The sequence below is a fragment of the Hwanghaeella sp. LZ110 genome (genome assembly GCF_048892525.1).
In the GTDB taxonomy this organism is placed as follows: domain Bacteria; phylum Pseudomonadota; class Alphaproteobacteria; order UBA8366; family Aestuariispiraceae; genus Pacificispira.
On sequence record NZ_JBLZHT010000001.1, the window covers coordinates 576,280 to 589,246 of the forward strand.

At 53.4% G+C, this 12,967-nt stretch carries 11 protein-coding genes; 1 reads left to right on the forward strand and 10 read right to left on the reverse strand.

Translation table 11 applies throughout. The features are described from left to right. Positions 1-4: 4 nt before the first annotated feature. The 10 genes from ACOSDM_RS02485 to ACOSDM_RS02530 all read right to left on the reverse strand — a co-directional run bounded on the left by ACOSDM_RS02485 (position 5) and on the right by ACOSDM_RS02530 (position 11,462). The gene (locus tag ACOSDM_RS02485) at positions 5-1,495 is read right to left on the reverse strand and encodes an acetyl-CoA carboxylase biotin carboxylase subunit (protein ID WP_420722896.1); all 1,491 of its coding nucleotides are present in this window, start codon (positions 1,493-1,495) and stop codon (positions 5-7) included. 70 nt (positions 1,496-1,565) lie between these two features. Beyond that, the gene (locus ACOSDM_RS02490; protein WP_420722897.1) at positions 1,566-2,741 is read right to left on the reverse strand and encodes an ABC transporter substrate-binding protein; all 1,176 of its coding nucleotides are present in this window, start codon (positions 2,739-2,741) and stop codon (positions 1,566-1,568) included. A 50-nt stretch (positions 2,742-2,791) separates the two neighbouring features. Beyond that, on the reverse strand, positions 2,792-3,838 hold the full coding sequence (locus tag ACOSDM_RS02495) for a branched-chain amino acid ABC transporter permease (protein ID WP_420722898.1): 1,047 nt from the start codon (positions 3,836-3,838) through the stop codon (positions 2,792-2,794). Next, positions 3,838-4,710 (reverse strand): branched-chain amino acid ABC transporter permease, encoded by an 873-nt coding sequence (locus ACOSDM_RS02500; RefSeq protein WP_420722899.1) that lies wholly within the window; start codon positions 4,708-4,710, stop codon positions 3,838-3,840. Before ACOSDM_RS02500 ends, ACOSDM_RS02495 begins: the two co-directional genes overlap by 1 nt. Positions 4,711-4,720: 10 nt before the next feature. Further along, positions 4,721-6,562, reverse strand: a complete 1,842-nt coding sequence (locus tag ACOSDM_RS02505) for an AMP-dependent synthetase/ligase (RefSeq protein WP_420722900.1) — start codon at positions 6,560-6,562, stop codon at positions 4,721-4,723. Positions 6,563-6,564: 2 nt separating this feature from the next. After that, positions 6,565-7,329: an ABC transporter ATP-binding protein gene (locus tag ACOSDM_RS02510; protein ID WP_420722901.1), complete on the reverse strand. Its 765-nt coding sequence runs from the start codon at positions 7,327-7,329 to the stop codon at positions 6,565-6,567. Further along, complete coding sequence (locus ACOSDM_RS02515; protein ID WP_420722902.1) at positions 7,326-8,117, reverse strand: ABC transporter ATP-binding protein; 792 nt, start codon at positions 8,115-8,117, stop codon at positions 7,326-7,328. The genes ACOSDM_RS02510 and ACOSDM_RS02515 overlap by 4 nt, the downstream gene beginning before the upstream one ends. Before the next feature lie 2 nt (positions 8,118-8,119). Next, a complete protein-coding gene (locus tag ACOSDM_RS02520) occupies positions 8,120-8,827 on the reverse strand; it encodes a TetR/AcrR family transcriptional regulator (protein WP_420722903.1) in 708 nt (235 codons plus the stop codon). Beyond that, the gene (locus ACOSDM_RS02525; RefSeq protein ID WP_420722904.1) at positions 8,824-10,674 is read right to left on the reverse strand and encodes an acyclic terpene utilization AtuA family protein; all 1,851 of its coding nucleotides are present in this window, start codon (positions 10,672-10,674) and stop codon (positions 8,824-8,826) included. The genes ACOSDM_RS02520 and ACOSDM_RS02525 overlap by 4 nt, the downstream gene beginning before the upstream one ends. 5 nt (positions 10,675-10,679) lie before the next feature. Then, positions 10,680-11,462, reverse strand: a complete 783-nt coding sequence (locus tag ACOSDM_RS02530) for an enoyl-CoA hydratase-related protein (RefSeq protein ID WP_420722905.1) — start codon at positions 11,460-11,462, stop codon at positions 10,680-10,682. Positions 11,463-11,745: 283 nt separating this feature from the next. Here ACOSDM_RS02530 and ACOSDM_RS02535 point away from each other — a divergent pair, with 283 nt between their 5' ends. Further along, entirely contained in the window at positions 11,746-12,966 is a 1,221-nt protein-coding gene (locus ACOSDM_RS02535) for an acyl-CoA dehydrogenase family protein (protein WP_420722906.1), read from the forward strand. The last annotated feature ends 1 nt before the right edge of the window (position 12,967 follow it).

Sequence of the window (12,967 nt, forward strand, 5' to 3'; positions counted from 1 at the left end):
GGGATCAATTCCTCCACGCGCCCATCGCGGCATAGGGGTCCGGTGCCTCAAAAGCGAGTCTTCTGAACTCTCGGAAGGTCAAGGCGGCGGCCAGCAGAACCTTTGCCGTCGTTGCCGCATCATGGTCCGGCTCGTCCAGGGACTTTTTATGCTCGACGATAAAGTCTGTATGGAGACGTGCCTTGGCAAAGGCAGGATGTGCAATAATGCGCGCCAGATAATTGATGTTCGTTTCGACCCCCAGCAGAACCGTTTTAGACAAAGCCTGTTGCATCGCCGCAGTTGCAGCCGTCCGGTCATGACCATGAACAACCAGCTTTGCCAGCATGGAATCGAAATTCAATGTAACATCCTGGCCTTCCAGCAAGCCATTCTCGAACCGGATGGCTTCACCTGTCGGGATGTTGATTTTTAACAGGCGCCCCGTTGCTGGCATGAAATCGCGCTCAGGCACTTCTGCACAAATCCGGCATTCAATGGCACTGCCATTTACAACGATTGCTTCCTGGGGAATTGATATTGGTTGCCCCGCGGCAATTTTGATTTGCAATTCAACCAGATCCAGCCCTGTCACCATCTCAGTTACAGGATGTTCGACCTGCAATCTGGTGTTCATTTCCAGAAAATAAAATGTGTTGTCGGGCGCCAGGATGAATTCAACGGTACCGGCATTCAGATACTTTGCCGCTTTTGTCAGTCGAACCGCCGCTGCGCAGATTTCCTGCCGCAGGTCCTCAGGCAGGTTGGCCGCGGGCGCTTCCTCAACAATTTTCTGGAAGCGGCGCTGAATGGAACATTCGCGCTCATAAAGATGAATGGCGTTTCCTGCGCCGTCGCCAAAAACCTGTACTTCGATATGACGTGGGCGCTCAATGTAACGTTCTGCATAGATCGCGCTGTTGGCGAAATAGCGTTGCGCCTCATTCATGGCTGTCTTTGCCAACGATGCCAGTGTTTCGCGATTGCGCACAATACTCATGCCCTTACCGCCCCCGCCGGCAGATGCCTTGATCAGCAGCGGGAAACCTATTTCACAGGCGGCCGCAACAAAGTGGTCAAGGTCGTCGCCGGCTTGTACAGAAGGGGCAATTGGTACGTCATGCTTGCGGGCAAATTCCCGCGACCGAATTTTATCCCCCATTAAATCGATGGCATCCGGCGTCGGGCCGATAAAGGCCAGGCCTGCTGTTATGACGTGTCGGGCAAAGCCGCTGTTTTCCGATAAGAATCCATAGCCTGGGTGAATGGCCTGCGCTTCGGCTGTCTGGGCTGCCTGTATGATCTGCGCCCCATCCAGATAGGCAGAGACAGGCGTATCGCCAAATATTTCAATGGCTTCATCGGCTATTTGGACAAAGCGGCTGCGGCGCTCGCTTGCATGATAAACTGCGACGGATATGATTCCGAGACGACGGAGGGTTTCCATGATCCGGCACGCAATCTCACCCCGATTTGCGATCAGGACCTTTGCAAAATAAGGGGTATCACTCGCCATACTAAAGGCTCCAAAATATCAGAAAAGAAATGGCGATGGGCACAGCTTTCGCGGCCCATCGCCATAGACCTTAAAACTGTTCGAACTCAGTCACCGGGGTCACCGTGCCGGCTTCTGGATCGACCTTCAAAACGCGTACCGCCGTTGCAGAGATATGACGGTTCGGTGTGAATGTCAGGGGTAGGGTGATCCCTGCAGTATCGAAGGGTTCCCCGGATGTCATTTTATCAACTGCACAGGCACGCGTCGGCTCGTCACCGCAACGACGGATTGCCTCAATCATGATTTTAGCAGCAACATATCCTGTCAGGGAATAGCGGTTCAGGGCACCTTGTTCCTCTTCTGTCAGATGTGCCTTCGCCATTTCCATAAAATGCGCCGATCCTTCTGAGCCCATGGGGGAGATGTAATCTCCGCTGTAATAGGCGTAACCGGATGGGGCCGACAGCTTCATGATTGGTGGCAAAGTTGCGGTTGGGACAGTAGAGATCCGCAGATCCATTTTAAATTTACTGGCTTCTTTCAACATGGCAGGAATTTCCGTGGTGACACCGCCGGCAATCAAAACATTAACGCCGTTTGATCGTGTTCGCAGGATTTCCGCCCCGAAGTCTTTCTGACCACGCTTATAGCGGATTGGTTCTGCAGCATCCGCCCCGAATGCATCGATTGCGCGGGTAAAGGCCTCTTCCAATTGATTGCCAAAGTCATCATCCTGACGAATGATTCCGTATTTTGCTTTCTCGGGGCTGTCATTGTCATGAATGTATTTTAGTTGTGCGAATAACAGGTCCTGATAGGACGCTCCGATCATAAAAATGCTTGGTTTGATCGGATCGATAGAAGCTTTAACGGGAGAGAATGATACGATCGCTGGAATGCTTTCATCTTCCAGAATTGGCAGGATCGCCGTCGTGCCAGCCCCCGCACCGGTGCCGATCAAACCAAACAGGCCCTCATCCATCAGTTTGCGCAGCCCCTGAACGGTGCGGGCGGGAACGTATCCGTCATCTTCTGTTTTGATCACAATATTCCGGCCGTTTATGCCGCCATTGGCATTGATTTCCGCAGCGGCGACGACTGTGCCAAAATGCGCTGCACGACCAACAAGTGCGGCTGAACTGGTCATTGGCAGGACGTTGCCAATGACAATTTCAGTTTTCGTAACGCCTTCTTCCGCTGATACAGGGGAAAGCGGCATCAGCAATGTAAGAGCGCATAAAGCGCCAAACCTTAATCTACGCATCAGTTTTTCCTCCTCTGGTGTGAAGACCCTCATTTTTTTTACCCTTCTTGTCATTTTGACAGGGGCCAGTGGGTCCAGTAACGCTTCACATCCCGCCATAGGCCGATAAGGCCCTGTGGCTTGATGCGAAGCATAATTATGATCGTGAGACCGGTCATAAGACCGCGGATTTCATAGATATAGGTGGATAGCGCTGCACTGACGCCATCGGGCAAAAGGTCTAGAACCTCGCGCGTTGCTTCCGGCAACAGAATAATGAAGAACGACCCCAGAACCGCGCCTGCAACCGACCCCAGACCGCCCACAATGATGACAGCCAGGGCTTCAATAGACAGCAGGACATTAAAGATGTCGACATTGATAAATCGGAATTGAAAGGCCATCAAACCGCCTGCAATCCCAACCATGAAAGACGAGATTGCAAATGCGAAAAGCTTATAGCGTGTCAGGCTAATGCCCATGACGCGCGCGGCGATATCATGATCCCGGATCGCGTTGAATGCGCGTCCAACCCGGGTCCGTAAGATATTCAGCGCCGCCAATGCTGTCAGGATCGCAACAGCCAGCACCAGCAGATACAACTGAACCGGATCAGCAAGGTCCAGACCCAGGAAATTCAAATCTTCGATCCGAACGCCATAGGGGCCGTGGGTGATATCTTCCGCGTAAAGTAGGAAATGGGTGACGATAAACGAAAATGCCATCGTCGTGATCGCCAGATAGAGCCCTTTTAACCGCAATGAGGGGATACCCACAAGCAGGCTCAGCAGCGCTGAAACAACCCCAGCAGCAGGCAAGGCTAATTCCGGAGGCCAGCCATAATCGGCGATCAGCAATCCCGTCGTATAGCAACCAGCGGCCAGGAATCCGGCCTGACCTAATGATATCAGCCCTGTTGATCCCGTCAGAATGTTAAGGCCGATCGCACCCACCACCATGATCCCGACAGACGTCAGCATAGCGATCAGATAACCGCTGGCCCAGAAAGGAAATACGAACAGCGCGATTATGAAAACCCCGACCCAGCCCCAGGTGATCGGGTTGTCGCTTAACGCGACATGTTTCTGATAGGTTTCGATGAAATGGTGAGTCCGCATCAAACGCGCTCCAGATCTTTATCGCCAAACAGCCCATAAGGTCTGATCATGAGGACGATGATGATGACGAAGAAGCCAGAAATCTCTTTCAGACCCTGACCGATATAGCCTTCGGAAAGCGCGCCGATTACACCGATGATCAGGCCGCCAAAGCCGGATCCCAGCGGGGAATCCAACCCCCCCAGGATCGTTGCGGGGAAGGACCGTAACCCTTCGAACCAAAGGTCGGGTGCCCGCGAAAACATAAGCGCAAAGGCAATGCCGCCCAATCCAGAGACAACTGCAGAAATAGCCCAGGCCAAAGACGATATCCGGCGGACATCAACCCCCATCAAGAGGGCGGCCGTTTCGTCCATCGCGGTTGCGCGCATCGCGACGCCAATGCGGGTAAAGCGGAAGAACAGGAAGACCACACCACTGATCACGAAGAACAGAAGAATGGCATACAGCTGTTCAGAAAACAGAATGACGGGCCCGATCTCTACAATGTCATCCTTTATGGACGCATCAAAAGCAGCGGCGTCCGGGCCCCAGATCATAACGATCATACTGCGCAGAAAAACCGCCAGACCGATGGTTACCATTACGATGGAAAATGCCGGTTGGCCGGTCATCGGGCGTATAAACAGGCGTTCAATGATGATCCCAATCAGCGCGGCCCCCACAATTGACACGGGTATCAAGGCATAGAAGGGCAGCGTAAGCTCGGTGCCCAGGCTCCAGGAGGTATAGGTGACCAACATCATTACCTCGCCTTGTGCGAAGTTCAGGACGCCGGTGGTTTTGAAAATAATCGCAAAAGCGATGGCGATGATGCCATAGATGGAACCGATCACCAGACCAGATGCTGCGAAGTTGAGAAACAGATCCATAGCGCCCTCCTTAACCCCCGTACATCTGGTCGATCAGATGTTTGAACTTTGTTTCGATGACCGACCGGCGCACCTTCATTGTCGCGGTGACTTCCCCGTCGTCGTGGTCCAGTTCCTTTTCCAGCAGTGCAAATTTCCGAACATTCTCCACCCGCGAGAATTCCTTGTTCACGGTATTGATTTCCCCGGTGATCAGATCGCGAATGTCGGGCAGGCTGGCCAGGCTTTTGAATGTCGTATAAGCCAGATTGCGCTCCTGAGCCCATTTCCCAACGGTTTCGTAATCAATCTGGATAAGGGCGGTCAGGAAATTTCGCCGCTCTCCAATCAGGACCGCCTCGCGGATATAGATTGAATCCTTGATCCGGTTCTCAATCAGCGACGGGGTGATGTTTTTACCGCCCGATGTGATGATCAGGTCTTTCTTCCGATCCGTGATCAGGATCGATTGGTCCTCTGCAATTCGGCCGACATCGCCGGTATGCAGCCAGCCATCCACGACAGCGGCCCGGGTCGCTTCTTCATTATGCAGATAGCCCGGAAAAACCGCCTTGGAACGCACCAGAATTTCGCCATCTTCCGCAATCTTCTGTTCATATGTATCCAGCGGCGGGCCGGCATTCCCCAATGCGGTGTGCCCAGGATACTGACAGTGTGATATGCCTGACAGTTCAGTCATGCCATAGACCTGATAGACCCGAAGTCCAATGGTCCAAAAGAATTCCAGCACTTCCGGAGAGATTGAGGCCCCGCCACATAACATTGTCTTGGCGCGGTCCAACCCCATCGCTTTTTGCAAAGCCCGAAAGCAAGCGACCCATAACAGAAAAAAAGTCAGCCGATCCCGTAATGAGGCTCTGTCGCCGCCATTCGCCATTTGCCTGCGCGCAATTGGGCGACCGATCCGTAAACAGGTCTCTACCACGCGCTGTTGCAGGGGCGATGCGTCCTTTAATTGGACCATGACACTGTACTGCATTTTCTCCCAGATGCGCGGCACACCCAGAAATCCTGTCGGCGCGATTTCTCGCAGGTTCTGGGCGACGGCATCAATCGATTCCGCAAAATTCACGGGGGTTCCATTGACCAATTGCATCACGGTTGAACATAACCGCTCCGCGACGTGACACAGCGGCAGGTAACACAGGACTTCCCAGTTAGTCTCTGTGATCCCGTAGCGCTCGGAAACCCGCAGCGCGCCCCAGATAAGGCCACGATGAGACAGTTGGGCACCTTTCGGCATACCGGTTGTACCGGATGTGTAAACCACGACGGCCGTATCATCGGGCGACAGGGCGTCGATCGATTTTTCAAAGCGATCTCCATAGTCAGCCCGCCTTGTGCGGCCCAGTTCGGACACTTCATCAAAGCTCATCAACATGTCGCGGGAATAGTGATTCAGTCCCTTCATATCGACGCAGATGATCTTTTCCAAATGCGGCAGGGTGCCTTCATGCTCTATGGCATCCAGGACTTTGTCAGTCTGTTCCTGATCACCACAGACAATGACACGGGCTTGGGAATGTTCCAGAATGTAACGCAATTCGGGCCACGGATTGGTTGGATAAATGCCGATGCAGGCCCCGCCCAGGGCCTGGATTGCGAGATCGCTGAACATCCATTCCGGCGTATCTTCACTGGCGACGGCGACAAAATCCTTAGGCGTTACGCCCAGAGCCAGCAGACCATAGGCGAAATCTTTCGTGTGCTCGTAATAGTCGCGATAGGTAAAACGGTTCCAGATTCCGAGATCCTTTTCCCGAAAAGCAAGTCGATCCGGATAGCGCTCTGCCCAATACCGCAACAGGCCGGGCATTGTTGTTTGTTCGGCAAATTTTACGTCGCGCGGCATCGTTACTTCTTCCCCAGATAGGCTTGTATGACATCATCGTTGGAGGAAATTTCAGATGGTGTGCCCTCAGCAATCAGGGCGCCGTGGTTCAGCACGGCGATGCGGTCGGATATATCCATGACGATCCCCATGTCATGTTCAACCATCACCACCGTGATCCCTAGTTCCTCACGAATGTCCAGGATGAAGCGGGCGATATCTTCTGTTTCTTCGCTGTTCATGCCAGACACCATTTCGTCCAGCAGCAGCATTTTTGGCCCTGTTGCCAGGGCGCGCCCCAATTCGACCCGTTTCTGCAGCCCATAGGACAGCAGGCCGACAGGCATGTCGCGCAAATGTTCAATTTCCAGGAAGTCGATGATTTCTTCCACCCGCTTTCGGGCCGAAATTTCTTCATGCCGGGCCGGTCCCCAAAACAGGGCGGCAGTAATCGGATTGGTTTTTAGCGTATGGTGCAGTCCCACCAGCAGGTTCTGCACCACGGTGGCGTGGGAGAATATCGCCAGGTTCTGAAAGGTTCGACCAATGCCATATTCCACCAATTGATGGGTTTTCGATTTGTGAATCGCATGACCATCGAAAATGATCTGTCCGTCGGTTGGGGGGAAAAGGGCAGTGACCAGATTAAACAGGGTCGTCTTGCCCGCACCATTTGGACCAATCACGCTGTAGATGGACCCTTCCGGTACGTCGAAGGCGACATCGCTGACCGCAGTCAGTCCGCCGAAGGTCTTGGTGACATTCTTCAAGGACAGAAGTGTGCTCATGATAACCACCGCTTGCGTCGTTTGTAGTGCTTGACCTCGCGATAGTTCTTTTTCGCGCCTGCTTCGGAAAACCCCAGATAGAATTCCTTCACATCATCATTCCCGGCAATCCGCTGAGACGGGCCGTCCAGCACCACGCGTCCGTTTTCTACAATGTAGCCATAGGATGCGATGTCCAATGCCAGGGAAGCGTTTTGCTCAACCAGCAGGATCGACATGCCCTCGTCGCGATTCAGTGCGATGATCGTTTCGAATATTTGATCGATGATCTGTGGGGCCAATCCCAGGGACGGCTCGTCCAACATCAACAGCTTTGGTTTGGACATCAGTGCACGGCCAATTGCAGCCATTTGCTGCTCTCCGCCGGAAAGATATCCAGCAACCGCCGTTCGGCGGTCCTTCAGTCGGGGGAACAGCGCATATACGCGTTCCAGATCCGATCCCAGTTCTTTGTTTGACTTCAGGAAGCCACCCATCATCAGGTTCTCTTCAACGCTCATCAGCGGGAAAAGACGGCGACCCTCTGGGACGTGCACGATGCCACGCCGCACGATTTCATCAGCGGGTAAGCCCAGAAGATCGGCGCCATCGAATCTAATGTCCCCGTGCAGAACTTCGCCTTCCTCCGGATACAGGACATTGGAAATAGCCTTCAACAGCGTTGATTTCCCGGCCCCGTTCGATCCAAGCAGCGCGACAATAGTGCCAGTTTCAACCGTCAGGGAAACATCCCGTACGGCCTCTATGGCCCGGTCATACATGATCTGCACGTTGGTAAGCTGCAGCATGGCTATCCCTTCTCAGACGACGTTTGATCCAAGCGGTCGGTCACTTGTTCCAGGCGTTCGATCAGGGCGTTCAGGTCACGTGGCGGTTCCGGCGGTGCGGCAGCAATTCCGCAAAAGACCAGTTGAGACAATTGCCCCGCGACGAGTTCATAATCGAAATCCCCGCGGTTCATCAGATAAGCGGTTACATGATGCTCAATGCCGCCAAAGATGACATCGCGTACTAGGGCCGGGGATGTATCCGGGCGTATGTCGCCTTTCGCTATGCCTTTCGCCAGAATGCCCATAAGCACGCGGGTATATTCCCGGTTCATTTCATACAATTCAGTCGAATAGTAATCGGGAGCATTGCGAACTTCGGAATAGAACAAGCGGCACAGATCCGGGCTTTCTTTGATCGATTTCATATGCTGCCAGATAACGATATGAAGGCGCGCCCGTGTTCCTTCGATTCCCTCCAGCTTTGCTTTGAAATCGTCGATCATACTCAGATACCAGGTGCGCAGAATGGTATGCAAAAGATCGCGCTTGTTGGTGTAGAACTTGTAGATTGATCCTTCGGATATGCCGGCCTCTGCGGCGATTTCGTTTACGGGTGCGGCATCGAATCCATGCTGGGAAAAAACCAACCGAGCAGCTTTTTCAATATCGCGCATCCGCTTTTCACGGGGCAGCCTGACAAAGCTGCGTTTTTCCGGCGCAACGCTCATTCCAGACCCTCCTGTTGAGTCTTAGGGATTGACCACTCGGTCAGTGCGGGAAATTCGTTTAAAAGAGAAGCGGGCACTCGAACAGGGGTATCGAGCAGGATTTGTGCGTATCCCTTACCTTGCGGATCATTCCGAAGCGAAGCCACGCCACCGCCACCCAGGGCGTCCCGAAGAACGAAGTTAAATCCATTCAGGCCGGGCCATTCATAACGCTCAACCGCGCCTTTCGCGACATGGGAGAATATGGCTTTTACATGCTGTGGCGTCAGGTTTGCGCGCAGTATTGGCAGGAAATCCGGATCTCTCGCAAGCAGTCCAATATTGGCGATATCACCTTTGTCGCCGCTGCGACCATGGGCTAATGCGATTAACGGTATGGATATCGCGCCGTTTGAGTCTGGGGCATCAGCATCTGTGCCTATCGAGGGTGTGCGTTGGGTTTTGACAGCGCGTGATGTTTCTTTTTGCCCCGTTGGTACCGGAATAGGGATGGCATGGTCATCAATATCGATAGCGGTGTTTACTTTGGTTTTCTCAATGAGGCAGGAAAAAAGCCGAATTACCGGTTGGGGTGCCGGGCGACCGCCTGCAAACCCCGTAATGCCTTGTGCCATAGAACTTGCGGCAGGGTAAATTTCCCGCGCGAAAATGCCCAGAGCATCTTTATGGTCGTGCCGTACGGCAATGCGCAGTACAACTTCCCGTGCACCCTGTTGTACCGGGTCCATGCCAAAGCTGGCATCTGCGCCAAGTACTTCGATCAGGCTTTCGGAAAAGGGGGCGAATCCTGCTGTCGCAATCATTCTGCCGGTTCTGGTAAGGATTGCCTCTCCGACAGCTTGCGCTTTTGCGCCTGCCTGGCGACCAGCAATCGTCATTGTTGCTACGGAGCGATAGCCATCTGCATAGGTGGCGCAGACCTTGTAGAATGGCGTTGGGGCCGTTCCCCGTGCACCCGCCACATGAACGCGATCGATTGCTGTTTGCGTTACCGTCACCTGGGAGAAATCACAGATAACGTCCGGCAGGAGATAGGCCGCAGGATCACCAATCTCATAGACAATCTGTTCCGCCACTGTCATGGGCGTGATCAATCCGCCCGTGTCCGATGGTTTCGTTAGTTCGAAGGAGCCGTCAGGCGCACAGACTGCAATTGGGAAGCCCATTTCATCCCATCCCCGAACGGCATCCCAATCCGTGAAGATGCCCCCTGTCGCCTGTGGGCCGCATTCAATCACATGACCGGCCAGGCTGCCGCCTGCCAGCTTATCGTAGTCCGCTTCTGTCCAGCCGAATTCATGAATTAAGGGGCCTAATGCCAGCGCTGAATCAACGACGCGCCCGGTGATGACAATATCCGCCCCTTCTCTAAGTGCAGCGGCAATAGGGAAGGCGCCCAGATAGGCGTTGATGCTGGAAACCCGCTCTGGCAAAGGGGCGCCAGTCGCGATTTCTGTCACGCCGTCTTCTCTCAGGGTCATCGCGTCTTCGGCCAGATCATCGCCCAATACCACTGCGATTTTCAGGTCCAGTCCGGCTGCCTTTAACACAGTTTGTAAGGCAGATCGGCAGGCCAGCGGATTCAGACCGCCGGCATTGGTGATAATGCGGATGCCTTTTGTCGCGATGTCCTGTGCCAGGGGCGTCATCACATGGCTGATGAAATCCGTTGCATAGCCCTGGTCCGGGCTTCGCGCCTTTAATCGAGCCAGGATCGACATGGTGATTTCTGCCAGATAGTCCAGAATCATGTAGTCAATGCTATCTGACCGGACCAATTGCGCCGCGCCTTCGGGCGAGTCGCCCCAGAACCCTGTGCCACATCCGATCCTGACTGTTTGCGCCATTCTGACTAGCTCCCCGTCCAGTTTGGGGGGCGTTTCTCTGCAAAGGCGGTGAAACCTTCACGGGCATCCTGGGTTCTTGCCATATTGGCCAGCATGAATTGCGCATATTCCAGCGCGCCATCGAAGGACATTTCGCGAATGCGGGTCAGGGATTGTTTGCCCAATCGAATGCCAGTCGGGGATTTCGATACCACTCGCTCTACCAGCCAATTGAGTTTCTGGTCCAGATCCGCCTTGGGTACAGCATAATTCACCAACCGCATATCCGCGGCTTCTGCCCCCGTAAAAGGCTCACCCGTCAGACACATTTCCATGAGAATTCTTTCGGGAACCACCCGCAGCAAAAGCGGCAGGATCATCATTGGGAACAACCCGACTTTGACCTCTGAAACACCAACCAGAATATCATCCCGCGCCACGGCCAGATCACAGGCGCAAACCAGACCAAATCCACCGGCCAGAGCATGGCCGTTCAGGCGTGCGATCAGGGGTATACGACAATCGCGCATGCGTCGCAGCAAACGCGCAATGTAATGACGGGGATCTTCTGCAGCGATTGTGAATGGCGTGCCGTCAGCATTTAGTTGCAGGTCGCCACCGGCACAGAACGCCTTGTCACCGGCGCCAGTCAGAACGATGGCCCGAATGCGTCGATCTGCCTCTGCCTGATCCAGCGCAGAGATGATGCCTTCCGCAACAGATTCGTTGAGCGCATTTCGCCGTTCCGGCCGATTGATGGTGACGGTTTGCACCGTGCCATCCGTCCGGATCTGCACAACGTCTTCCACAATTTACCTCCCGTTCCTGTGGCGGATTATGTTTCGATTTCCGCCTTCTTCACTTTAGTGAGCCATACTCATTAAAAATGTCAATTGAAAAATTTTAGTGTGCGCTGCAGCATAATAAATTGCATTGATCCTCTATAAAATGGGTTTTTTCGATACAGTAAGTTAATGAGTATGATTTACTTAAAGTCTGGACAACGGAACAATCGTTCATTAGCCTGATGTCAATAAAAATACCGTCTATGCCGGAACTACCGTGCAAGACAGATATCAGGGAGGACGTGATATGACCGGTGATGGACCATCCGGGCGCCTGGCGAATTTTGACCATGGCGGAAGTTTTGATCTCGATGTAACGCAACGTGAAATATTAGACCAGGCGGATCGGTTTGGTCGTAATGAGCTCTATCCGCTGGCCAATCGCATGGATGCCGAGGAATGGTGGCCAGAGGAGGCATTTCCCAAGATGGGGGAGGCCGGTTTCTTTGGCATCACCGTGCCAGAGGAATATGGCGGTGTCGGCATGGACCTGTTCACGTCTGGCTTGTTGCTACAAGCTTTTGGTCGGTGGAATCATGCATTGGCGTTAAGTTGGGTTGCGCATGAAAATCTGTGTTTGAACAATATCTATCGCAACGCGAATGAGGCCCAGCGGAAGAAATATCTGCCTGATTTATGTTCGGGTAAAAAAATTGGCGCGTTGGGGCTTACGGAACCGGGGGCGGGGTCTGATGCATTAGGTTCAATGCGTACAACGGCAGTGCGGGACGGCGACCATTATGTTTTGAATGGCAGCAAGATATACATCACCAACGGGCCAGTGGCCGATGTTCTTCTGGTCTATGCCAAGACCGATAAAGAAAAGGGCGCGCACGGAATCTCCGCCTTTATTGTTGAGAAAGATTTCCCTGGATTTGAAGTTGCCCAGAAATTGGAAAAGATGGGCTATCGCGGCAGCCAGACCGGGGAGCTGGTCTTTACCGATTGCCGCGTGCCGGTCGAAAATCTTGTTGGCGAGGAGAACCGCGGCGTTTCTATTGTGATGAGTGGCCTTGATATCGAACGGGCCATGATCTCACCGCTGTGTCTTGGCGTTGCAGAGCGGGCGTTGGAGCTTTCGATTGACTATGCAAAAACTAGAAAGCAGTTCGGCAAGCCGATCGGATCATTCCAAATGGTTCAATCCATGTTGGCAGAGATGTATGTGCATGTAGAGACCATGCGGACCTTCTCCTATCGCGGGCTGGCCGTAGCGGAGGGGTTGGAGTCCGGTTCTGGTCCTCGTGGTGATATCCATATGCTCACGGCGGCCTCTGTTATGTTCGCGGCCCAGACCACGAACAAGGTCCTGGATCTTGGCGTTCAAATTCATGGCGGATCCGGCTATATCTGGGAATCAGAAATCAATCGTTTGTTTCGTTCAACCAAACTGTTGGAGATTGGGGCGGGGACGACCGAAGTGCGCAAGATGATTATTGCGGGTGAATTGCTCAGGGATATGAAGTGAA